The organism is Epilithonimonas sp. UC225_85, assembly GCF_042695135.1.
Taxonomy (GTDB): domain Bacteria; phylum Bacteroidota; class Bacteroidia; order Flavobacteriales; family Weeksellaceae; genus Epilithonimonas.
On record NZ_CP170547.1, the window covers coordinates 689,294 to 709,445 of the forward strand.

Sequence of the window (20,152 nt, forward strand, 5' to 3'; positions counted from 1 at the left end):
AGTTTTGCGTTAAAAATAAAATATTCATTGAAAAAACAATACGACATACTCGTTATCGGTAGCGGCATCGGTGGACTTGTTTCAGCCTTGGTTTTGGCGAAAGAAGGACTGAAAGTGTGCGTATTGGAAAAGAATAACCAGTACGGCGGAAATCTCCAGACTTTTTCCCGTGACAAACTCATTTTCGATACAGGCGTCCACTATTTGGGCGGACTTTCCGAAGGTCAGAATCTACATCAATATTTCACATATCTCGACATCATCCAAGATTTGAATCTCGAAAAAATGGATGAAAATGGATTCGATAAAATCACTTTTGATAATGACGAAATAGAATACCCGCATTCCCAGGGTTATGAGAATTTTGTCGAACAATTGTCCAAAATTTTCCCGGAAGAAAAAGAGAATCTGACAAAATATGTGGAGGAGATTCAAAATGTCTGTAACCAATTTCCAAGATACAATCTTGTTGGCGAAGGAAAGTATGATGAAGAAATTCTGTATATCAATGCCAAAGAATTTATAAAATCGATTACATCAAACAAGAAATTACAGGCGGTTTTGTCTGGATCAAATTTTCTATATGCCGGAGCAAGCGAAACGCCGCTTTACGTTCACGCTTTGACGGTCAATTCCTACATCCAAAGCACCTATAAATGTACAAATGGCGGAAGTCAGATTTCAAAATTACTGATCAAACAATTGAGAAATTACGGCGCAGAAGTTTACAAACATTCCGAAGTTTCTGAAATGATTTTTGATGTAGAAAATGTTTTAAAATCAGTCAAAACAAAAAACGGAAAAGGGTTCTTTGCTAAAAAATTTATTTCGAATATTGAGCTCAGAACCACAATGAATATGGTAGGAAAAGACCGTCTGAAAAAATCTTTTACCAACAGAATCAATGATCTGAAACCAATCAGTTCCTGTTTCAGTGTTTATATCGTTTTGAAACCGAAGACTTTTAAACATTTTAATTTCAATTATTACCATTACAAAAACGAAAGTCAAGTTTGGAATCAATCCGATTATTCTGAGGAAAACTGGCCGGAATCTTATATGCTTTCTTCAACGGTTTCCAAACAAAATCCGGAGTTCGCAGAAAGTTTGACCATTCTTACTTATATGAATTACGATGAGGTCAAACGATGGGAAAATACTTTCCACACAGTGGCGGAAAATCAGGAAAGAGGACAGGAATATGAAGATTTCAAAAGTGAAAAAGCTGAAAAGTTAATTTCAGAAATCGAAAAGAAATTCCCTGAATTGCGCTCCCAAATCAAAGCTGTTCACACTTCTTCGCCACTTTCATATCGGGATTACATCGGCGGTTACAAGGGCAATATGTACGGCTACAAAAAAGATTCTTCCAATCCGATGAAAACGATTTTTTCGCCAAAAACCAAAGTCAGCAACCTTTTTCTGACAGGTCAAAGCGTAAATATGCACGGAATTTTGGGATGTACAATTGGCGCATTCGTAACGTGTTCCGAGATTTTGGGAAAGGAATTAATTGACGAAAGATTGACTCAAGTTTTAAAGCAAACCAATGAAAAATAGAACTCTACTTTATCTGTTTTTTGTTTTAAATGTCATCTCGTGTGGCGTTTCAAAGTCGATTCATCACGTTCCGGAAATTAGCCAATATTCTCTTGAGATTCCGAAAGTTGAAAAAGTAAACGATTCAACTTTTAGCTTCAAACAAAATTATCTGACCAAAAATAAACAGCAACTTTGGGAACTTTACATCCAAGGAAATCCTTTGCAATTGGGGTATAACAATGGGGCGTTGACTCAAAGTTTGATGCAGAATCAGGAAGCGATTTTCTTTTCGAAGGTCGAAGGTTTTGTGCCTTCAAAATTCAAACAAAAATTGCTGAATGGTTTCCTAAAATGGTACAACCGCAAAATGTATTTGAATGTTCGTGAAGATTATCAAACCGAAATCTACGGTTTATCCCAATATTCATCGGATAAATATAACTTTATCGCACCAAAATATCTCAGAAGTTTGTACTTGCACGGCGCACACGACATTGGCCACGCGATGCAGGATTTGGCTATGGTCGGCTGTTCGTCCTTGGCTGTTTGGAACGAAAATACAGAAGATGGCGATTTGTTGATTGGGAGAAATTTCGATTTTTATGTCGGCGACGATTTTGCAAAAAACAAGTTGGTGGAATTTGTAGAACCGGAAAACGGAATTCCATATATGTCAGTCAGCTGGCCGGGAATGATTGGTGTGGTTTCCGGAATGAATAAGGAAGGAATTACAGTCACTATCAATGCCGGAAAATCCAAAGTTCCGATGACCGCAAAAACACCGATTTCATTGGTGACGAGAGAAATCCTACAGTTTGCTAAAAATATTGATGAAGCCATTGCGATTGCAAAAAAGCGAAAAGTCTTCGTCTCAGAATCAATTTTGGTGGGAAGTGCGAATGATAAAAGTGCTGTCATTATTGAGGTTTCACCGGATAATTTCGGCGTTTACAATGTCAAAAATTCGAGTCAGTTGGTTTGTACGAATCATTTTCAGTCTGAGGCTTACAAAGATGACGAGCGGAATCAGAAGCAAATTGCGGAAAGTCATTCGGAATATCGGTATGAGAAGCTTCAAGAATTATTGAATGAAAACCAAAAGTTGAATCCTGAAAAAATGGCTTCTATTTTACGAGATAAATCTGGTTTGAAAGGAGAAAAAATCGGTTATGGAAATGAGAAAGCTTTGAACCAGCTTTTGGCGCATCACGCTGTGATTTTTTCGCCAGAGAAAAGACTGGTTTGGGTTTCTTCAAATCCTTACCAATTGGGCGAATTTGTCTGTTATGATTTGAATAAAATCTTCTCTGAGGAACGATTGAAAACCGGAGAATTTGCAACTTCAGAACTGAATATTGCGAAAGATACTTTTGTGGATTCTCAGGAATTTAGAAATTATGAAGAATTTAGATTTGCATATGCCGAATTTCAGGAATTATTATCAGAAAAAGAGATTTTGCGTTCTGAGGATTTAATTCAAGAATATCAATCTTTAAATCCAGATTTTTGGGTAGTTTATTATCAGATTGGAAAATACTATTATCAACAAAAAGATTATCAGGAAGCGAAAATTCAATTCGAAAAAGCTTTGACGAAGGAGATTACAACCGTTCCTGACAAAAAGAATGTTGAGAAATATTTGAAGAAGACGTTGAGAAAATTAAGATGATGTAACATTACTTTGTCATTAATCCTAACCATTTTCAGGATTGATTTTATTCAGGAAAAGATAAAAACCAGCGCCCAAAATTGTGGAGACCGAAGTTGCCAGAATCATACTTCCAATGATATATTGAAGCAGGTGATTTTTGACCAGTTCAAAGTTGAGTTCATGATTCAGAAAGTCGGTTTCACCACTCACGAAAGGCGCACCAATAAACAAAGAAGCGGCAATAATGAACGGAATAAACGGCGGAAAACTGATGTTGGAAGAGACGAATGCCAGCACTTTGTTGAGCTTGAAAATTACGGATAAAGAAATCGTCAAAAACGTCTGAAATCCCCAGACCGGTGACAATCCGATGAAAACGCCTAAAGCAATAGAAAATGCTTTGGTTCTGTTGCTTCCGTCGCTTTCCAAAACGTCTTCCTTAATGAATCTTTTGAAACTTTTCTTCCTGAAATTATTAATGAAATTTCGTGGAATAATATAAACTAAAGTGATGAAAACCAGAATAGTATTCAGAATACTGATTCTCGTAAAATCTCTGAATGGCCTGAAATGTGAAACTCTTTCCGCAGGGTCATATAGAACTTTCACCGAAACATTTTTCACCGGAATATGTCGCCAGGCAGTTCTTACGATAATCTCAATTTCGAACTCGAATTTTGGCGTAAAATATTTCTTCGGAATTTTGTTTAACGGATAAAGTCTGTAGCCGGATTGTGTGTCCTGAAGCTTGATTCCGGTCTCAAACCAAAACCAGAAATTAGAAAAATTGTTTCCAAAACTGCTTTTTTTCGGGATGCCGTCTTGCGACATATTTCGGTTTCCGATGAGCAAAACATCTTCGTTTTCTTTAAGCAGAGCTTCCACAAAAACAGGAATATCGTCAGGATAATGCTGCCCGTCAGAATCGATTGTAATGGCAAAGTTAAAACCTAATTCTATTGCTTTTCGAAAACCTATTTTTAGGGCATTTCCTTTACCTTTATTTTCCGGTAAATGGATAGCTGAAATGTGAGTGTAATTGCTGATTATCAGTTGTGTTGCATCGGTAGAACCATCGTTCACGACAATGATATTTTGGGTGTAATCCAGAACGCCGTCTATCACTCTTTTCAGCGTTTTTTCATTGTTGTAAGTAGGGATTAAAACGCAGATTTTCTTTTCAGAAATTGCATTTTGTACTTCTTGGATGGTCATTTTATTTTAATGAAGCTTTTTCGGCTGCTGTTATGGTTTTAGATTGCGCTGCAAATTGTTTGATATAGCTTTTCAAATCAGTGTTTTGCTTGCTGTAATTGGCAATAAGAAAGGTTTTATCTTCTTTCAGATTCTTATTATACCCTACAATTTTCGGAAGATTTTCCTGTACGCTCATCCTTATCACGCGCAATTCTGCGTTATTCGGATTACTTGCAATGATGCTTTCCAGGCTCTTTGCACCTGTTTTCACAAAAGATTTCCGCTTGTTTTTTTCTGTGGTAACTTTCGCTTCCATTATTTTTGCCGCCGCTTTGTAGGCAGTTATTATTGGGTCGGAAGATGTTTTCTTTTCAACTAATTCGATGAAGTTTTTAGCATTTTCGTTGGAAATATTTGCCTTAGAATAGCTGTTTCTCAATGCTTCCAAATCAGAAGTCTGAAAAAATAAAAACAGTACGCTTAGAAAAGAAATTAAGAGTTTCATATTTTGGTGTAATTAACTGACATTTTCAATGCAATTGTTTCGCCAAAAGTAGTCGTGTTCTTTACTTTTATGTCGCCGTCTTTCTCTGTGATATCCAGTTCCAAAACCAGATCCGGTGTTTCAAAAGGATTGATGATCGCCATAAACTTAACATTGGAAGCCGATTTCAAAAACAATTTTGAATCTGTAAATTTTTCGGCAAGGTCTTTTACAATCTGCATCATGCAAACACCAGGCGTCACCGGATTTCCAGGAAAATGACCTTTGAAGATGTCGTGATCTTTGTTTAGGGTGATCTTTGCCCGGAAAATATTATTTTCGGATTCGTGAGAAGTGAGTTCGTAAAAATTATTTAAAATGCTTTCTGCTGCCATTATTTTATATCAAAAGTGTAATAAATCCCTGCCTGGAAAAGAAGATTGGTATGCTGCTCGCTGGTTGTTTTCAGCTGCGAAACCATACCTTTTTTGAATCTTGCCTCAATACCAAAATTTTTGGTAATATCATAACCTGCTCCGACCAAAATCCCAAGGTCTGTGTCTTGTCTGTAATAAGGATCAAAATTTTTCCTCTGAACCAGAATGTCTATGCTCAAACCTGCCTGAAGATTAAATTTATTTAAATAAAACTTGTTGACCGCCTGAAGCGACACATAAGCAAGTTCCGATTTCTGCTTTTCCATGCTGGTTTTCAGAATTGTCCCCTGTCTGGAATAGTTGATTTCCGGCTGCAAAGCATAGACTTTAGAAAATCTGATTGTACCGTAAGCGCCGATGTAGAAGTCTGTAACATATTGCGTTCGGACTTTTTCTTCGCCTTCCCAAAGGCTGGTTGACTCAAACCAGTTGTAAATACCGCTGTCGGATTCTGTGAATTTTGCAAAATTGACGCCGCCTCTGATTCCGGGTCTGAAAGTGACCTGCGAAAAAACAAAACTGGCTGCCAGTAATAGAAATAAAAAATAAAATTTTCTCATGAAAATAAGAGTTTAGTCGTTTTCGGTGATTTGGTTTAGTTTGATGTTGATCTTAAAATCTTTGTGAAGAAGATTGATCGTTTCTGCAAAAGTATGTTTTTTTGCCTCAAAAGTAAAATCAATCTTTTCTCTATCGTTTTGTGTGTAAATGATTTGATCCAGCAATCCGCTTTTTTTATTTAGAAATAAATAATATTTTTTCTTGCCATTTTCGGATAGATAAATTTTAGAATCGTTGTTTTCAAAACTTTCATTTATAGGGTATTTTTGTTTCAATAATTCCTGAAAGTCGTTCTTAAGAAAATTAATGACCATTTTTTTATCTAAATCTGCGAGAACATAATTGAGCTTAAAATCATTTTCAGAGATTTCGAAATCAATCATTTTGTTTCCAAAATCCGTTGTCATTACAACACGATGAGCCGTTTCTGATATTTTTTTAATGATAAGAATTCCGCTGATGTGATTGCTGTAAACATCCATCTGACATTTATAAACATAATCTTCTTTTGATGAAAAATAAAGATTTTCAACCGTTTTTTCAGAGGTTGAAATTGGAGTAACACCTGCTAATTGATACGTTTTACAAGAAATGGACGATATTAAAATCAGACTATAGAGAAAACTCAGACTCAGAAATCGGCGCATTGATTTTTGTGTTTTTGAAGACGATATTTGTAGTATCTCCAGATGCTTCCGTCATATTAACTTGAGAAACTGTCGATTCATTTTTAGGAAACTGAAGTTCTATTTGCTTAATATATTTCAATAATTGAGCAGATTTTGGAATAAATTTAGCGATGTTGAAATTTCCATTTTTAAAATAAGTGACAGAGAATTCCGGGTCATTGAACATTTTCCCGTTGGAACTTCCAACAATCAGTTTGTTGATTTTTTCAAACGTTTTACTTTTTGCATCAACTGAAGATTTTTTACCCTGATCGTTGATGAGAATTTTATTATCCTTAAAGATAATACTGTATTGATAAGGTTTTGTGTATTTCCAGCTTAGCGTATTTGGCGTTTTTAAAGACATTTTCCCGTAAGTCACAATATTTTTGTCCAGAAAATCCAATTTTTTAGTCTGAACAAAGTCGCTCTGCAAGGTTTTAATTTCTTTAGTTTCGGCATAAATTTTTGTCACAAATGCTTTTGCTTCCGCCGAGGACATTGCGGTATTTTGCGAAAAAACGAAACTTGAAATTAATAAATAGGCGAAGAAAGCTATATTTTTAAACATTATTTTTCTGATTTATAATTGAATCAATCGTGAAAGTCGAATACTTTTCACGTTCCAAAAATAACAATAATTCGACCAAAACATTATAAGTTTTCTCGGAAGTGTCGTGAAGCAGAATGATGCTTCCTTTTTGCAGGTTTTTGGTAATTCGGTTGTGGATTTTTTTTTCATCATCAGTTACTGTGTCAAGTGAGCGGACATTCCAGCCGATACTTTTTTTGTGGGTTTTCTTGATGGCTTTTGCAATATTCGGATTGGTAACGCCAAAAGGAGGTCGGTATAAATCAGTTTTAATATTTCCGATTTTAGAAATTACTTCATCACATTTTTCTATTTCTTCAATCATTTTTGAAGTCGATAAAAATCCGGTTTTGTTGGAATGTGAATAGGTATGATTTCCAATTGTATGACCTTCGGAAATAATTCTCTTAAAAGTTTCAGGATATTTTTCAATCTGTTTTCCGATGCAGAAAAAGGTGGCTGTGATTTGATTTTCTTTTAATAAATCCAGAAATTTCGGCGTAAATTCAGTCGGTCCATCATCGAAAGTCAGAGCCACTTCTTTAATTTTTGTTTGTTTATTAATGATAGAATTAACAAAATATCCAAGCTGAATATCAAACGAACCCCAAACTATGACGGCTAAAAAAACGAAAAACCAAGCCAAGTATAACCAAACACTTCCCTGAAAAAGGTAAATAATGATATTTGAGATAAGATAAAACAGGATAAATTGATAATGTTTCATCTCTATTTAGTTTAAATTTTTTCCAACAAAACCAAACTGTGATCAATTCCACCAAGATGATTGTAAAGAAGAATATTTTTAATACTTTCTTTTTCCACAGAATTAATTTTCATTACTTCCGGAATCTCTTGATTTTTAAGAATATGACAAGCCATAAATATTGAGAAACCACTTGCTGTATTGAATTCGCCGCTCAAATGTTTGAAGTATAATTGTGAAGAGTTTTGAAATAATTCCGATGCTTTTTTATAATAAATATCAGATTCAGAATCTCCGCTGAAACCTAAAATGACAGCATCAATATTATCATTCTTTAAATCATTTTTAATTAAAAAACACTCAATAAATTGCTGAGTTTCGTCTACGTTTAAATTGTTAATGATTTGAATATCTTTTAGTTGAGCGTAAGAACTTTCCCTTTTATCATTACTTAAAACAAAAAAGCTCGAGCCTTCGCCCCAAATCACACCTTCCGTTTTTGAATTAAGATAATCAGCCGGAAGATTTTCCTCTTTTTTGATGGAATTATTCAACTGGTATAACCCCATTGTTCTTTCGGTTTGCTCGTCTGTGGAACCAACCAACACATTGTCTGCTTCACCATCCAGAATCTGAAGTTTTGCATCCAACATTGAAAATTCTAAAGAAGAAGAACAATTGACGTAAGTAAAGTTATAGCCGTGACATTGCAAACCCAAAGCAATTTGCCCGGCAACTGTATTGTGAGTCGATTGAATGAAAAATGTCGGAGTCAGAAACTCCTCATTGTTTTCTAAAACATTTTTCAGAAATTTTTCCGAATCCTGAGAACAGCCCATTCCGGTTCCTACAATAATGGCGTCTGGTTTTTCAATTCTGGCTTCCTGCAAAGCTTTTGTAGAGGCTACCGAACTCATTTTTACCGTTTTAGACATTCTTCTGCTCATCGCTGGCGGAATGAATTCTTTATAGTTGGGCTCAATCGCTTTTAAAACCTGGGACGAATTTTCTGGCTGTAAAGTGTCGAAAAAATTTTCACTTAAAGTGTCCTGAACCGAGATGCAAGCTGCACTGTTGATGTAAACTGCACGCATTATTTAGAAAAAATTAAAGTTGAACAGTTTCCTCCGAATCCAAATGAGTTGGAAAGTACGTGATTGATATCTTTGTTTTTCAGTTCGGTAACCGGCGTCAAATCAAATTCTTCCATCTTATTTTTGAAATTTAAATTTGGAAAAATCACATTATTCTGCATAGCCAAAATCGAATAAACCGCTTCAATTCCCGCTGCTGCCGCCAAAGTGTGACCCGTAAATGCTTTCGTAGAACTGAATTCCGGGACCTGGTTTTCTCCAAAAATCCGAATCATTGCAATGCCTTCAGACAAATCATTATTCGGAGTCGCAGTTCCGTGAACATTGATGTAATCGATGTTTTCTTTATTTAAACCTGAAACTTTTAAAGCTTTTTCCATTGCCAGAAAAGCACCTTGTCCGTTTTCCGAAGATGCGGTTTGATGATGCGCATCATTCGCATTTCCGTAACCTGAAAGGTAAGCGAGAACTTTTTTATTTTCTTTTTTCACCACTTCATCAGATTCCAAAACGAGGAAAGCGGCTGCTTCACCGAGATTCAGCCCTTTTCTGTCGTTGTCGAAAGGCGTATTGTAAGAATCTGTCAGAATCATCAACGTATTAAACCCATTCAAAGTAAACTTCGAAAGTGAATCGGTTCCACCGACAATCACACGGTCGAGAACACCGTTTTTGATAAGTTTTGCACCCATCATAATTGCGTTTGCTGCGGACGAACATGCAGTGCTGATGGTAGAAACCATGCCTTTCAGACCCAATAATTCTGCAATTGCCAAAGATGAATTTCCGGCGTCGTGAGCGTCGATGTATTTTTGCTTTTCAGGAAAATCTTCGTAAGTGTAGAAATATTTTTCGGTAATATCCATTCCGCCCACGCTGGTGGAGGAAATGAGTCCGGTTTTGTACTCGTTGATATCCGAAATTCCGGCGTTTTCTACAGCTTCCTTTGCGGCAACCATTCCTAACAAAGCCGTTCTTGTAAAACTGTTTTCTTCCTTAAGCTGAAGTTTCTGTACAAGTTCTTCATTAGATAGTTTTATCTCGCCTGTTTTGATGTTTCCGGTGTGGCGTGTTTCAAACAGTTCGATGTCTGAAATACCGTGTTTACCAGTCGTAAGCGAAATAAAATTTTCCTCGACATTGTTACCAATGGAGGAAATGATGCCCATTCCTGTTATGGCAATTCTTTGACTCATTAACTATTTAGTTCTGTTTTCTTCGATATATTTTGCCATCACTTCGATAGACTGGAAGATTTCTTTCCCTTTTTTCGGGTCAGCTAATTTGATTCCGTAATCTTTTTCAAGAAGTACAATCAATTCCAGAGCGTCGATAGAATCCAATCCAAGCCCGCCGCCAAATAGCGGATCTGTATCTTTGATTTCTTCTACTGCAACGTCTTCAAGATTAAGAACGCCTATAATTTTGTTTTTTAATTCTAATTTTAAATCTTCCATTTCTTTTAAATTTACCAATGTATCAATGTATCAGTTTACCAATTGAGACTGAATAGTATTGCTACATTGTTATACTGTTTTTATTGTTAAATTACGTAGTTAGCAAATATACAAAAGCTTTATAACTTTCCTGATATAGTTCGACCCAACCACAAAGGACTTTTTCAGCTTTCCCTGATTGCAGAATCTGTGCCGCATACGAGTTTAGGAATTCTTCATCCAATTCATTCAAGACGAAAAACGCATTTTCGGTCTGCATTTTATTTTTAATGCTGATTTCTCCAACACAAATGTTGGGTAAAGTGTAAACAAAAACTGCAGGACTCGGAAAATAATTTCCCTCTGAATTAATGCTTTCCTGATATTTAAAATCGGTGTCGAGGCTTGAGGATTTGTTGGCGAAAACCAGAGCTGTCTTACTGTGGTCGTCGTTTTTCAGAATCATTTCGGAAGCGAGAAAAGCCAGTTTGCTCAGGTGATCCATTTTATGAAATTTTGGATAATTCAGTTCCAAACTTTTGTAAGCTTCTTTTGCGAAATCTGAGAAACTTTCGGTTTCGGATTCAAAAATAATTTGTTTGTTGATAGTTATTTTTGAGTTTTCTATGGTGCAGATGTCTGTTTTCTTCATTGAGGATTTTCAAAAAGTTTAAGGCTTTTTTGTTGGGTTTTGATGCGTGTTGAAAACAGCAAAGACAAGAATTTCATTTTCCACAATTTCATAAATGATAACAAAAGGGAATTTTTGAATGTAAGCTTCACGCAGTTTTCCATTTTTCAAAGGAAAATGCAATGGGTTATTTTGAATTCGGGAGAGATAAGTTTCAACTTTTTTTGTAAATTTTCTCCAAGTCCAATTTGTCGGCTTTCGTACCATAATGCTGATTCAAGCAAATCGGCTTCAGCATTTGGAGATAATGAAAGATGATATGTCATAATTTTTCCATCAATCTTGCTTTCACTTCTTCCCACGAAGAAGTCTTTAGCTCGCCGTTCAAATATTTTTTGCGTTCTTCTTCGATTCTTTCATAAACATAATCCGGAACTTGAGGATATTCGGACGGTTCCAATTCTGAATCTTCCTCTTCTGCATCAATGATTGCATTGAAAATACGAAGGATACGCTCATCTGCATCATCTATATAGTCGTGAATTCTTTTTCTTATTTCAACAGTAGATTCCATTTCCTAAAACTTTAATTCTACCAAAATTACAAAATTATTTTATGCTTTTTCCAAAACTATCGCTGCATTACAACCACCAAAACCAGAAGCTGTTTTCAGGATATATTTAATTTCTGCCGATTGATTTTCTTTAATAATATTTAAATCCTGAGAAATTCCCATTTCTTCAAAGTTTTTGGATGAAAGCAAAGTTTTTTTCAAAGCAGATTCCATAGAAATAATGCTTTCCAATAAACCGGATGCTCCCAGACAATGTCCATAATAACCTTTCATACTATTCAGAGGAACATTTTGTAAATTCATTCGGTTGAAAGCGATGGCTTCCATTTCGTCGTTGTAAAGTGTTGCCGTTCCGTGAGCGGAAATGAAATCGATTTGTTCGGCTGAAACTTTCGCTTCTTTCATTGCATTTTGAACACTCGCAAACAACCCATCACCGGTTCTGGAAGGTCCGGAAATATGATTCGCATCGTTAATCGCTGAGTCGCCTAAAACTTTAAACCTAAACTTTTCGTCTTCTGATGGAGTTGAAGTGATATAAGCTGCTGCCGTCGCTTCGCCTAGATTAATTCCATTTCGGTTTTTATCGTAAGGTTTGCAGGGTTCACCTCCGATTGCCTGAAAAGAATTGAATCCTGAAATCACAAATTCAGAAATTTCATCTCCGGCAATGACGAAAGCATCTTTATATTTTCCCGCCTGAATCATATTTTTCGCCACAGAAATTGCCATCACGCCAGAAACACAGGCATTGGAAACGACAATCGGTTTGGTTTTAAATCCAAAAAAATCAGCCAGTTTTTGAGCTAATTTTGAAAGGTAAACGCCTTCCGGTAAAGTGCTTTCGTTTTTTAATAAACTGATATTTCCTTTTGTTGTTGAAAGAATAAAAGCGGTGTCATCTGAAATTGGATTTCTTTCTACCAAAGGCTTTACACTTAATAAAAACATTTTTTCAAGTCTTGTGAAATTCTGATTGTCGAAGTGTTTATTAAATTCTTCTTCCAATTTTTTCTCATCGATTTTAGAAACAAAAAAAGCTTCGCTATTTTCTATGACTTTATGTAAAGCAACACCGGATTTTCCTACCAAAAGTGCATTCCAGTTTGATTCTACGTCAAAACCCAAAGGAGTGATGCAGTTGTAATCTGTAATGTAAATTTCCTTCGTCATAATCCCATTTTATCTTTCCAGGTCTGAAAAAACTCAGGATTATACAGGCATAAATTATTTTCAGAATCCAGAAAAACCTGAATGGTTTCGCCACTGCAAACCAATTGATTTTGCTGATTGAAAATCTCGTATTTGTAAATCAGTTTCGCTGAAACAGAATTCACGAAAGTCGTTACAATATTAAAGGTTTCTCCATATTTCAAAGGGAGAAAATGTTCGCACGTGCTTTTTACAATCGGTGTGGTAAATCCTGCTTTCTGAATGTCGAGATAGGTCAAACCGTGCTGTCTTCCGAAAGCCTCTCTTCCGTCTTCAAAATAGACGATGTAATGACCGTGCCAGACAATTCCCAACGGGTCTGTCTCGTTGAATCGGACGCGTACTTCTTCGGTACAGGTTAAATTTTTAGACTGCATTTTGTTTTCTTTCGTATAATAAAGAGATGGTTACCATCGCAATATAAAATAAAAATAAGAAAAGCAGTTCTTTGGCAATTTCGCCAATGCCGCTGTTTCTTAAAATAATATCGTAATACGCATTCAGTCCCCAGTTCATCGGGGAAAACTGTGCGATTTTCTGCATAAATTCGGGCATCAGGAAAACCGGAACCCAGATTCCGCCAACCGCTGCTAATACCACCACCGAAGTCGCTCCAAACGGCGCAGACTGTTCCTGAGTGTCGGAAACAGTACCGATTAAAATACCAAATCCAATAGCTGCCAATCCTGCAAATAAAGTGACAATGAGAAGATGAAACATTTTTCCGGTAACATCAAACTGAGGCAAATCCATCATAGGGAAAAGCCAGATTCCCACCGCAACCATCAGCAAAAACTGGATGACGCAAATGATGAGATAAGTAAATGTTTTTCCTAAAATGTGAATGAAGTACGGCGTCGGACTTATGCGGATTCTGACGCTCGTTCCCTGACTTTTTTCCTTAACTAAATTAATCGATAATGGCACTACAATAAAGAAAATAGCAAACAGTGCCCACGCCGGAACGTTGTGCTGAACTGAATTTGGCATCAGTTCTTCCTTGCCTTTGTTTGGTGTGATTTCTTTGAAGGTAATTAAGCTTTTATTTTCAAGGTCTTCGGTCGTTCCGAGTTGGTCTTGAAAGGCTTTGTAGATTTTTTTATTCTCAATTTCAAAAACCATTTTGTTAATGGCATTCATTACAGAATTTTTAAAACCTGCGTTAGTTGCAGGGTCGAAATAGAGATGAATGTCTTTCGCTTTTGAAGCCACAGCTTTTGTTGCAGCCGAATCTGTTTCCAAACCAAACGAACTTACGACGGTCTGAACTTTAGAATCGATATTTGAATTTAAATCTTTCGTTAAATTTTCCGGAATGACGATTGCCATTTGATAATCTCCCGTGAACACAGCTTTTTCGGCTGACTTTTCATTATAATCCGTAACGAGTTCAAATGTTTTGCTCGTTTCAAGTTCTTTTTGGATGACTTTGGAAACTTCAGATTGATCATTATCAATAAAAATAATCGGGATTTTTGAACCTTCCAGATTTTTGAATGTCGAATCCTGAATTAAAGTAATCGTAACAATCAGTAGTAACGGCATCAGAAAAATGATGACAATTCCGCCCGAATCTCTCTTCAGCAACTGAATTTCCTTGATAAAACTTCTCCACAATTTATACAACATCTCTCAATTCTTTTCCGGTTAATGAAATGAAAACATCCTCCAAATTTTCAGCATTGGCAACTCTTTCCACTAATTCTTCCGGCGTTCCCGTTGCGTGAATTTTTCCGTGGTCGATGATGGCAATTTTTGTGCAGAATTCCTCAGCTTCCGATAAGTGATGCGACGTGTAAATAATGCACGTTCCTTTCTTATTTAAATCTAAAAGATAATCAATAATTGCTTTTTTGGATTGAACGTCAACGCCAACCGTCGGCTCATCCAGAAACAGAACTTTCGGGTTGTGAAGTGTTCCTGCAATAAGGTTGCAACGGCGTTTCATTCCGCCAGAAAACTGGTCAATTTTTTTATCGGCAAATTTTGTTAAGCCCATCAATTCCAAAGCTTCATCGATAGTTTTGTGAAGATAGGCTTGTTTTAAACCATACAAGCTTCCGAAAAATAAAAGATTTTCCTTCGCGGTCAAAGTGGGGTAAAGCGCATATTCCTGAGGAACAACGCCGATGATTTGTTTGATTTTTGAATTGTCTTTTTTTGGCGACAATCCGTTGATGGTAAAACTTCCTGAGGTCGGTTTAATCAAACCTGAAAGCATAGAAATCAAGGTTGTTTTTCCCGCTCCGTTGGGACCGAGAATTCCGTAGATTTCGTTTTTATCAATGTTCAAAGAAATATCTTTAACCGAAAAGTCTTCCGAATTTTTGTATTTCTTGTAGAGGTTTTTTATTTCGATGATGAAATTTGACATTGTTTGTTTTGAAGATTTATTACTGATTATTAGACTTTAGAAAAAGTTTAATTGTCGCTATAATGTCCTAAGGAACTCACTACAATAACATTTTTATCTTCTTCAAAAATTTCATAAACAAATCTGTCTTTTTTATTAATCCGTCTGCTCCAAACTTCTCCGTCAAAATATTTTAATTGCTCTGGTAAACCTTTACCAGCTCTGGGATGTTCTTCGATTTCGCTAAAGAAAATTTCCACCTTTTTGATATCAGATTTATTACCGGATTTTAAAATTTTAGCAAGGTCTTTTGCCGCTTCTTTGGTGCGGACTATTCGATACCTTCCCATATATTTTTTGTATTTACAGCAACTGCTTTTCCCTCTGAATATTCCTTTCTGGCTCTTTCTACTTTTTCAGTAAACTTTTTAGAGGGAATTTCTTCTTCTTTGATTTTCAATTCGGTCACACCAAGAGCTTTGAGAATAGCTTTTATTTTTTTACTCTCGCGAGAATCTATTTTGAAACTGAATGTTGTCATAAGTCATTGTATTTGAGTACAAATTTAGATAAATTAAATTACTGACTGTTAAATCGCCTTTCTCAATTTTTTATAAAAAGCTTCCTCTAGATCAGCAATATGCAGCATCGATTTTGAAAGCTGATTGTAAATGTCGCTTTTTGAATTTCTGTTTTTATAAACTCTCGCAATATCCACAGCAAAATCTCTCCAAAGGTCACCGATTGCAGTAATTTCTTTAGATAATTCCTTAAGTTCGTCATTCTTAAGAATGACAGCCGCTTCCTGTAAAAAGGCACCGTAAATAAACCTGAATCCGCCACCGCCGGTACCGATTTCTTCCTGCATTCTTATCAATTGCCCCAAGTAATGATTGGTTACTTTTGTCCCTTTTTTGTCTGTCCATTTCGGGATGCTTTTTGCAACCCAACGCATTGCTTTTACTCCGATAATCGGAACGGGAGCGAGCATATTTTTACAGGTATCTTTAATTCCTTTTTTAATAGCTTCTTCCAGATTTACATTTTCCGGAATATGTGTCGGGAAATACATATGACCTTTCGGAGCGAGTGCGCCTTTTGCGTAACGAACTTTTTCAAGTTCGGCCTCAGTTAAAGTTGTGGCAAAATCCATCACAGGATCGCTGATAAGGAATTTTCCGTCTTCTTTTCCGTAAACCACCAAATTGTGGGCGTTGAAATGGAATTTATATTCTTCAGGAAAGTAAGTCAGGTTGAAAACGCCTACCTGAAGTCCTGTCGGGATATTTTGTTCTAAATTTTTCTCCAAAGCAGCCTGAGCTTCCTTAGGATTTGAAAATTTAATTCTTTTGATTTTAATGCCCAGTCTTTTTGCCGCTTTACTAAAAATAGCTCCCGGCATCGGACGGTAACTGAAACCCGGCGCAAAATTGACTTTTAAGAAAGGCAGATACACGAAAAACAATCCGGAACCTATTCCGAAAATCATTGGCTCACTGAGTTTTAAACCTCTGTTGATAAGTAGATTGGAGGCAACACCGTTTTCGCAGTGGGCTGTCTGGTGGTGTTCGAAGTTGATTTTCATTATGATTTCCCGTCAAAATTTTTTAATTCATCTACCGAAATTCCGAACGTGTCGGCATATTTTTTCAGAGTAGAATCACTTAGTTTTTTAAATACTTTTGGTTTTGCGTGTCTTTTCACTGTCCATTGCCACTTTCCGACATACGCTGCAAGAACTTGAAAATCCATTTTGTTGAACTCCATAAAATAGATGATTGGGCTAACGATGTTGTTGGCGACGTTTTGCTTAGCTTCTTCGATTCTTTCATTGATGAGAGCCATCGATTCGTCAAGGGCTGCTTTTTTTGCTTCCCAGCCAATGCTTTTTGCAGTGCTGTAATTGTGATTTTCATCAGTCACATATAAGACTTCGGTCATATTTGCGGATGTCAGACTACTTTCGTCCTGTGGAATGTCTTGTTTTTTCATTGCTTTAATTCTTGAATAAACAAATTAATTTCTGCTCTTATCAGTAATTTTTCATTAATGAAAGTCTCACAGAAAATATGGCAAATGTTCTCATATTGAGAGATCAAAGACGCTTTTGAAATGATAGTGTCGCCCACTTTTGGTAAGGCAAAAATTTCTATTTTTTTGATGTTGGTAATGAAACCGATAACTTTCGTTTCAACATCAGGATTCTGGAAAAAACTTTGTCCAAGAATTGATGAACAGGTTTGCGCCACATTTTCTATTAATCCAGATTCAACAAATTCATGATTTAAAACAAAAATATTATCTGGTTTAATTTCGAAAGAAGTGATAACTTTTTCTTCTGTCAATTCCAAAATATAATCTGTCATCAGCATTGGTTTGCGATGGGGCAGAAAATTGTGGATATTGATTAAGTTTTCGTCCTTCAGTTCCATATTTTATTTAAAAAGCAACCGTAATTTCTGACTTAGAATAATTTACTTTTTTTCTTTTGTGATTTAGATTTTTAATTATTTCACTACAGTTTTCATCTGTGATCTTGCAATCTCGATATCATTAACTTTAGTAATAATTTCAACCAAAGTTACGCCCATCATTTCATTCAGAATTGTAGCTTCTGTTATCAATTGGTCGCCCACTTTTGGTAAACTTTCCGCTTCGAAAGATTTGATGGCACCGATATAACCTGTCGGAGATTCTTTACCTAAGAGAAAATATTTGTATCCCGTATGCAAAGCTACAGTCTGAGCCTGGTGCTCTATCAAACCAGAAGCCTGAAAAGCTCCTTCACTTACAAAAATATTATCTTCTTTAATAATAAATCCAGAAATCACATGGTTCTCAGAATAGTCAGAAACTTCGCCAACCATTACGAATGGAAACCGCTGTGGAATCAGACTTTCTACAAAATTTTTATCAGAGTTCGGTAACGTGTTTTCCATTAGCAAACCGTCAATAATGCACAAGAATAAGCAAATCTTCCACTTTCCGGAACACAAAGCAGGATTTTTTCACCTTTCTTTAATTTTCCTGAATTCATCAACTGTTCAACAGCGATGAAGATAGAACCAGCGCCGATATTCCCAACTTCGGAAAGGTTATAGAACCATTTGTCCCAAGGGAAATCCAAACCGACATTCGCAAATTCCTCTTTCAGACCATCTTTGAAATAGCCTGAGGAAATGTGTGCCAAAACGTGGTCAACAGTTTCCGGGTCAAGCTGATGTTTGTCGAAAGACGTTCTCAGACTTTCTGCTCCTTTTACCAGAATATATTTATCAAGAATTTTCGTGTCTTGTTTCAAAGCGAAAATCGACTGTTTCAGCCATTCGTCAGATGGATAATCTGCCCAGGATTTAAGGCTTCCGTCTTCCTGCTTTTCACAGCCAGAATACATACAAGCTTCGATTTGGTGAGCGTAAGAATAGAAATCAATCCATTCGATTCTAAGTGAAGTTTCGTTTTCTCTTGGTTTATTTTCCAGCAAGAAAGCGCCGGCGCCATCAGAAAGCATCCATCTCAAAAACTCTCTTTTGAAAGCGACGATTGGTCTTTCCTCCAGAAGTTTCAGGTTTTCTGCTTCGTGGTCAAATTTATCCGCTGTCATCCAGGAAGAAAATCTCTCAGAACCTACACAAACGGCATTTTCTTTCACACCGGCTTTTACAGAAAGAAATCCATAATTAAGAGCGTTCATTCCGGAATTGCAAAGTCCCATTGCTGTATTGATTTCAACAGATTTTCCGATGTTAAGTTCACCGTGAACCATTGAGGCGTGAGAAGGCTGGATCTGGTCTGCAGAAGTTGTTCCGCAGGACAGCAATTCCATATCTTCTTTTTTGAAATTCTCATCAAAAAGTCCGTTGATCGCGTTCGCAGTTATTTGAGCGTTAGTATGTGTTGGATTTCCTTTATCATCCAATGCATAATATCTTGTTTTGATCTGATTATTTCTCAAGATCAGCGCTCTTGCTTTGGAAGGTGTATTGTTTACGAGGCCGAGGTGTTTTTCCATATCGTCATTGGAAACCGGGTCGTTTGGTAAGTATGTGGATGATTTTGTGATGTATACGTTGCTCATCTTTTATTTTAAATTAATTCCTTGTAAATATTCTCTTTGTTTTCGTCTCTTGACAAACAAAAATGGTGCTAATAGTATGTGAAAAACCAAAACAATTGGTGAGATTATCCATATTGCTGCCATCAAATATACCTTAAAGAATTTGATCAGCAAAGGTCGTTTTTCTTTTTTCCTGATGATAAGATTGGACCAAACGGTGAAGATCTTGTTACCTACTTTTTCCACTCTTACCAGAAAAGGTCGTATTTCTACGGCACCATTTTTCACAAGATCAGGTTGAAGATCCTCAAGATCATCACTTTCAAAATGGGTTTTTATGATCTCGCCATATTTTCCTGCACCGTTTATTTCTTCATCGGAAATTCCTGCTGCAGGGAGCAATCCGGATTTTTCTTTTTTTCCGGTTGTCAGCCATTTCAGAATTGTCAAAACACTGGTATAATTGTCGTGTCTGTCTACCAAAGCAATATTTCCTACCAATTTGGCATTCATTCTTTTCAAATAGACTTTCAGTTTTTCCTGAGAAAGCATCCACATATTCCGGGTTCCGGAAATGGTCACAACCGGCGTATCTTTCAGGATGTTTTCAGCAAATCCGCTTTTCAGAAATGAAATGATCGGAATCGATGGTGTGAGATACCAAACCTGATATCCGAAAAGTATCAGATCGAATTTGGTGTTCAGAACTTCATCGGAAGGTGGAAATATTTCGCTCGGAATCTGAAGATAAGATTCGGGGAAAGTGTTGAAAAAAACGTCACCAGGCCACGGAAAAGGAAAATCTTCTTTCAGTTTGATATTGTAATAGGTGACTTTGTATTGTTCATTATTTTCAAAAGGTTTGGCGATATTTTTTACAATATCTTCCAGTTGCCCCGTTTGGGAATAATAAATGACAAGTATGTTTTTCTGCATCAATAATCTAATATAAAAACA

Annotated in this window: 27 protein-coding genes; 2 read left to right on the forward strand and 25 right to left on the reverse strand. The window is 36.3% G+C overall.

The genetic code is table 11. From position 1 onward, the window contains the following. Positions 1-27 precede the first annotated feature (27 nt). Together ACFJGY_RS03285 and ACFJGY_RS03290 are read left to right on the forward strand one after the other, a co-directional pair. Positions 28-1,560, forward strand: a complete 1,533-nt coding sequence (locus tag ACFJGY_RS03285) for a phytoene desaturase family protein (RefSeq protein ID WP_379968094.1) — start codon at positions 28-30, stop codon at positions 1,558-1,560. Next, complete coding sequence (locus tag ACFJGY_RS03290; RefSeq protein WP_379968096.1) at positions 1,550-3,211, forward strand: C45 family autoproteolytic acyltransferase/hydolase; 1,662 nt, start codon at positions 1,550-1,552, stop codon at positions 3,209-3,211. The genes ACFJGY_RS03285 and ACFJGY_RS03290 overlap by 11 nt, the downstream gene beginning before the upstream one ends. Positions 3,212-3,235: 24 nt before the next feature. Here ACFJGY_RS03290 and ACFJGY_RS03295 read toward each other — a convergent pair whose 3' ends face one another. From ACFJGY_RS03295 to ACFJGY_RS03415, 25 genes are all read right to left on the reverse strand, one after another. Beyond that, complete coding sequence (locus ACFJGY_RS03295) at positions 3,236-4,408, reverse strand: DUF2062 domain-containing protein (RefSeq protein WP_379968098.1); 1,173 nt, start codon at positions 4,406-4,408, stop codon at positions 3,236-3,238. Between the two features lies 1 nt (position 4,409). Beyond that, positions 4,410-4,895, reverse strand: a complete 486-nt coding sequence (locus tag ACFJGY_RS03300; protein WP_379968100.1) for a hypothetical protein — start codon at positions 4,893-4,895, stop codon at positions 4,410-4,412. Further along, positions 4,892-5,269 carry a 3-hydroxyacyl-ACP dehydratase gene (locus ACFJGY_RS03305; protein ID WP_379968102.1) on the reverse strand — a complete coding sequence of 126 codons (378 nt, stop codon included), beginning with the start codon at positions 5,267-5,269 and terminating at the stop codon, positions 4,892-4,894. Before ACFJGY_RS03305 ends, ACFJGY_RS03300 begins: the two co-directional genes overlap by 4 nt. Next, positions 5,269-5,871, reverse strand: a complete 603-nt coding sequence (locus ACFJGY_RS03310) for an outer membrane beta-barrel protein (RefSeq protein WP_379968104.1) — start codon at positions 5,869-5,871, stop codon at positions 5,269-5,271. Before ACFJGY_RS03310 ends, ACFJGY_RS03305 begins: the two co-directional genes overlap by 1 nt. 12 nt (positions 5,872-5,883) lie before the next feature. After that, positions 5,884-6,519 carry a hypothetical protein gene (locus ACFJGY_RS03315; protein ID WP_379968106.1) on the reverse strand — a complete coding sequence of 212 codons (636 nt, stop codon included), beginning with the start codon at positions 6,517-6,519 and terminating at the stop codon, positions 5,884-5,886. Continuing rightward, entirely contained in the window at positions 6,485-7,111 is a 627-nt protein-coding gene (locus tag ACFJGY_RS03320; RefSeq protein ID WP_379968108.1) for an outer membrane lipoprotein carrier protein LolA, read from the reverse strand. The genes ACFJGY_RS03315 and ACFJGY_RS03320 overlap by 35 nt, the downstream gene beginning before the upstream one ends. Further along, a complete protein-coding gene (locus ACFJGY_RS03325; protein WP_379968110.1) occupies positions 7,104-7,859 on the reverse strand; it encodes a polysaccharide deacetylase family protein in 756 nt (251 codons plus the stop codon). The genes ACFJGY_RS03320 and ACFJGY_RS03325 overlap by 8 nt, the downstream gene beginning before the upstream one ends. A gap of 11 nt (positions 7,860-7,870) precedes the next feature. Next, entirely contained in the window at positions 7,871-8,932 is a 1,062-nt protein-coding gene (locus ACFJGY_RS03330) for a beta-ketoacyl synthase N-terminal-like domain-containing protein (protein WP_379968112.1), read from the reverse strand. Further along, complete coding sequence (locus ACFJGY_RS03335; protein WP_379968114.1) at positions 8,932-10,128, reverse strand: beta-ketoacyl-[acyl-carrier-protein] synthase family protein; 1,197 nt, start codon at positions 10,126-10,128, stop codon at positions 8,932-8,934. Before ACFJGY_RS03335 ends, ACFJGY_RS03330 begins: the two co-directional genes overlap by 1 nt. A 3-nt stretch (positions 10,129-10,131) precedes the next feature. Further along, the gene (locus ACFJGY_RS03340; protein WP_379968116.1) at positions 10,132-10,389 is read right to left on the reverse strand and encodes a phosphopantetheine-binding protein; all 258 of its coding nucleotides are present in this window, start codon (positions 10,387-10,389) and stop codon (positions 10,132-10,134) included. A gap of 91 nt (positions 10,390-10,480) precedes the next feature. Beyond that, positions 10,481-11,020 (reverse strand): 3-oxoacyl-ACP synthase, encoded by a 540-nt coding sequence (locus tag ACFJGY_RS03345; RefSeq protein ID WP_379968118.1) that lies wholly within the window; start codon positions 11,018-11,020, stop codon positions 10,481-10,483. Positions 11,021-11,038: 18 nt separating this feature from the next. Further along, complete coding sequence (locus tag ACFJGY_RS03350; protein WP_379968120.1) at positions 11,039-11,266, reverse strand: type II toxin-antitoxin system RelE/ParE family toxin; 228 nt, start codon at positions 11,264-11,266, stop codon at positions 11,039-11,041. Between the two features lie 55 nt (positions 11,267-11,321). Further along, complete coding sequence (locus ACFJGY_RS03355; protein WP_379968122.1) at positions 11,322-11,573, reverse strand: addiction module family protein; 252 nt, start codon at positions 11,571-11,573, stop codon at positions 11,322-11,324. Positions 11,574-11,612: 39 nt separating this feature from the next. Next, positions 11,613-12,746 (reverse strand): beta-ketoacyl synthase N-terminal-like domain-containing protein, encoded by a 1,134-nt coding sequence (locus ACFJGY_RS03360; RefSeq protein ID WP_379968124.1) that lies wholly within the window; start codon positions 12,744-12,746, stop codon positions 11,613-11,615. After that, positions 12,743-13,162, reverse strand: a complete 420-nt coding sequence (locus ACFJGY_RS03365) for an acyl-CoA thioesterase (RefSeq protein WP_379968126.1) — start codon at positions 13,160-13,162, stop codon at positions 12,743-12,745. Before ACFJGY_RS03365 ends, ACFJGY_RS03360 begins: the two co-directional genes overlap by 4 nt. Further along, complete coding sequence (locus ACFJGY_RS03370; RefSeq protein WP_379968128.1) at positions 13,152-14,414, reverse strand: ABC transporter permease; 1,263 nt, start codon at positions 14,412-14,414, stop codon at positions 13,152-13,154. Before ACFJGY_RS03370 ends, ACFJGY_RS03365 begins: the two co-directional genes overlap by 11 nt. After that, positions 14,404-15,159: an ABC transporter ATP-binding protein gene (locus ACFJGY_RS03375; protein WP_379968130.1), complete on the reverse strand. Its 756-nt coding sequence runs from the start codon at positions 15,157-15,159 to the stop codon at positions 14,404-14,406. Before ACFJGY_RS03375 ends, ACFJGY_RS03370 begins: the two co-directional genes overlap by 11 nt. Positions 15,160-15,206: 47 nt before the next feature. Further along, the gene (locus ACFJGY_RS03380) at positions 15,207-15,488 is read right to left on the reverse strand and encodes a Txe/YoeB family addiction module toxin (RefSeq protein ID WP_379968132.1); all 282 of its coding nucleotides are present in this window, start codon (positions 15,486-15,488) and stop codon (positions 15,207-15,209) included. Further along, positions 15,470-15,679, reverse strand: a complete 210-nt coding sequence (locus tag ACFJGY_RS03385; RefSeq protein ID WP_379968134.1) for a hypothetical protein — start codon at positions 15,677-15,679, stop codon at positions 15,470-15,472. The genes ACFJGY_RS03380 and ACFJGY_RS03385 overlap by 19 nt, the downstream gene beginning before the upstream one ends. 48 nt (positions 15,680-15,727) lie before the next feature. After that, positions 15,728-16,723: a BtrH N-terminal domain-containing protein gene (locus tag ACFJGY_RS03390; protein WP_379968136.1), complete on the reverse strand. Its 996-nt coding sequence runs from the start codon at positions 16,721-16,723 to the stop codon at positions 15,728-15,730. Beyond that, positions 16,723-17,130 carry a hypothetical protein gene (locus ACFJGY_RS03395; RefSeq protein WP_379968138.1) on the reverse strand — a complete coding sequence of 136 codons (408 nt, stop codon included), beginning with the start codon at positions 17,128-17,130 and terminating at the stop codon, positions 16,723-16,725. The genes ACFJGY_RS03390 and ACFJGY_RS03395 overlap by 1 nt, the downstream gene beginning before the upstream one ends. Next, complete coding sequence (locus ACFJGY_RS03400; RefSeq protein ID WP_379968140.1) at positions 17,127-17,570, reverse strand: ABC transporter permease; 444 nt, start codon at positions 17,568-17,570, stop codon at positions 17,127-17,129. Before ACFJGY_RS03400 ends, ACFJGY_RS03395 begins: the two co-directional genes overlap by 4 nt. A gap of 75 nt (positions 17,571-17,645) precedes the next feature. Beyond that, positions 17,646-18,077: a hypothetical protein gene (locus ACFJGY_RS03405; protein WP_379968142.1), complete on the reverse strand. Its 432-nt coding sequence runs from the start codon at positions 18,075-18,077 to the stop codon at positions 17,646-17,648. Then, positions 18,077-19,216 (reverse strand): beta-ketoacyl-ACP synthase III, encoded by a 1,140-nt coding sequence (locus ACFJGY_RS03410; protein ID WP_379968144.1) that lies wholly within the window; start codon positions 19,214-19,216, stop codon positions 18,077-18,079. Before ACFJGY_RS03410 ends, ACFJGY_RS03405 begins: the two co-directional genes overlap by 1 nt. Before the next feature lie 3 nt (positions 19,217-19,219). Continuing rightward, complete coding sequence (locus tag ACFJGY_RS03415) at positions 19,220-20,131, reverse strand: dialkylrecorsinol condensing enzyme DarA (RefSeq protein ID WP_379968146.1); 912 nt, start codon at positions 20,129-20,131, stop codon at positions 19,220-19,222. Positions 20,132-20,152: the final 21 nt, after the last annotated feature.

Coding starts and splice junctions, on each gene's coding strand:
- ACFJGY_RS03290 (WP_379968096.1), top strand. CDS start 1,550: ATGAAAAATAGAACTCTACTTTATCTGTTTTTTGTTTTAAATGTCATC.
- ACFJGY_RS03295 (WP_379968098.1), bottom strand. CDS start 4,408: ATGACCATCCAAGAAGTACAAAATGCAATTTCTGAAAAGAAAATCTGC.
- ACFJGY_RS03300 (WP_379968100.1), bottom strand. CDS start 4,895: ATGAAACTCTTAATTTCTTTTCTAAGCGTACTGTTTTTATTTTTTCAG.
- ACFJGY_RS03305 (WP_379968102.1), bottom strand. CDS start 5,269: ATGGCAGCAGAAAGCATTTTAAATAATTTTTACGAACTCACTTCTCAC.
- ACFJGY_RS03310 (WP_379968104.1), bottom strand. CDS start 5,871: ATGAGAAAATTTTATTTTTTATTTCTATTACTGGCAGCCAGTTTTGTT.
- ACFJGY_RS03315 (WP_379968106.1), bottom strand. CDS start 6,519: ATGCGCCGATTTCTGAGTCTGAGTTTTCTCTATAGTCTGATTTTAATA.
- ACFJGY_RS03320 (WP_379968108.1), bottom strand. CDS start 7,111: ATGTTTAAAAATATAGCTTTCTTCGCCTATTTATTAATTTCAAGTTTC.
- ACFJGY_RS03325 (WP_379968110.1), bottom strand. CDS start 7,859: ATGAAACATTATCAATTTATCCTGTTTTATCTTATCTCAAATATCATT.
- ACFJGY_RS03330 (WP_379968112.1), bottom strand. CDS start 8,932: ATGCGTGCAGTTTACATCAACAGTGCAGCTTGCATCTCGGTTCAGGAC.
- ACFJGY_RS03335 (WP_379968114.1), bottom strand. CDS start 10,128: ATGAGTCAAAGAATTGCCATAACAGGAATGGGCATCATTTCCTCCATT.
- ACFJGY_RS03340 (WP_379968116.1), bottom strand. CDS start 10,389: ATGGAAGATTTAAAATTAGAATTAAAAAACAAAATTATAGGCGTTCTT.
- ACFJGY_RS03345 (WP_379968118.1), bottom strand. CDS start 11,020: ATGAAGAAAACAGACATCTGCACCATAGAAAACTCAAAAATAACTATC.
- ACFJGY_RS03350 (WP_379968120.1), bottom strand. CDS start 11,266: ATGGTACGAAAGCCGACAAATTGGACTTGGAGAAAATTTACAAAAAAA.
- ACFJGY_RS03355 (WP_379968122.1), bottom strand. CDS start 11,573: ATGGAATCTACTGTTGAAATAAGAAAAAGAATTCACGACTATATAGAT.
- ACFJGY_RS03360 (WP_379968124.1), bottom strand. CDS start 12,746: ATGACGAAGGAAATTTACATTACAGATTACAACTGCATCACTCCTTTG.
- ACFJGY_RS03365 (WP_379968126.1), bottom strand. CDS start 13,162: ATGCAGTCTAAAAATTTAACCTGTACCGAAGAAGTACGCGTCCGATTC.
- ACFJGY_RS03370 (WP_379968128.1), bottom strand. CDS start 14,414: ATGTTGTATAAATTGTGGAGAAGTTTTATCAAGGAAATTCAGTTGCTG.
- ACFJGY_RS03375 (WP_379968130.1), bottom strand. CDS start 15,159: ATGTCAAATTTCATCATCGAAATAAAAAACCTCTACAAGAAATACAAA.
- ACFJGY_RS03380 (WP_379968132.1), bottom strand. CDS start 15,488: ATGGGAAGGTATCGAATAGTCCGCACCAAAGAAGCGGCAAAAGACCTT.
- ACFJGY_RS03385 (WP_379968134.1), bottom strand. CDS start 15,679: ATGACAACATTCAGTTTCAAAATAGATTCTCGCGAGAGTAAAAAAATA.
- ACFJGY_RS03390 (WP_379968136.1), bottom strand. CDS start 16,723: ATGAAAATCAACTTCGAACACCACCAGACAGCCCACTGCGAAAACGGT.
- ACFJGY_RS03395 (WP_379968138.1), bottom strand. CDS start 17,130: ATGAAAAAACAAGACATTCCACAGGACGAAAGTAGTCTGACATCCGCA.
- ACFJGY_RS03400 (WP_379968140.1), bottom strand. CDS start 17,570: ATGGAACTGAAGGACGAAAACTTAATCAATATCCACAATTTTCTGCCC.
- ACFJGY_RS03405 (WP_379968142.1), bottom strand. CDS start 18,077: ATGGAAAACACGTTACCGAACTCTGATAAAAATTTTGTAGAAAGTCTG.
- ACFJGY_RS03410 (WP_379968144.1), bottom strand. CDS start 19,216: ATGAGCAACGTATACATCACAAAATCATCCACATACTTACCAAACGAC.
- ACFJGY_RS03415 (WP_379968146.1), bottom strand. CDS start 20,131: ATGCAGAAAAACATACTTGTCATTTATTATTCCCAAACGGGGCAACTG.